This is a genomic window from Staphylococcus sp. EG-SA-2 (assembly GCF_017152085.1).
On record NZ_JACYHC010000297.1, the window covers coordinates 1 to 401 of the forward strand.

Here is a 401-nt window from a genome sequence, read left to right on the forward strand (position 1 = left end):
GATTTGTTTTCTACATTTTCAGGTTTTTTAGGGCGCGCAAATGCTTCATAATTTCCATAACTGTAATACATATCCACCAAGTCCTTTCGTATTAGAATACACTCAGACTATACCCCTTTGTGAATTGCAAATATTAGTATTTATATTGGTAAATTTGACGAAATTAGATCATTTTTATATTTTTGATTTTTAAAATTTTATCACTCGAATGTTTTTGGATTCTGAGGTGCGGGACTTGGAATAATTCGAATCATTATGTGGCATGTTAAACAGGTAAATATAAGCTATGCACATTTAACAAGCGGATACTCCTGACGCAATTATAGTATCATTACATATTGTTTAATCGTTTGGGGTAATGTAATTAAAAGGTAAAATAGGCAGAGTGTTATACATAAAAT

The 401-nt window shown here is 30.4% G+C and carries 1 protein-coding gene; it reads right to left on the minus strand.

Translation table 11 applies throughout. The features are described from left to right. A partial coding sequence (locus IDG60_RS27365) for a hypothetical protein (protein ID WP_370736952.1) occupies positions 1 to 71 on the minus strand: 71 nt, incomplete at its 3' end. Between the last annotated feature and the right edge of the window lie 330 nt (positions 72 to 401).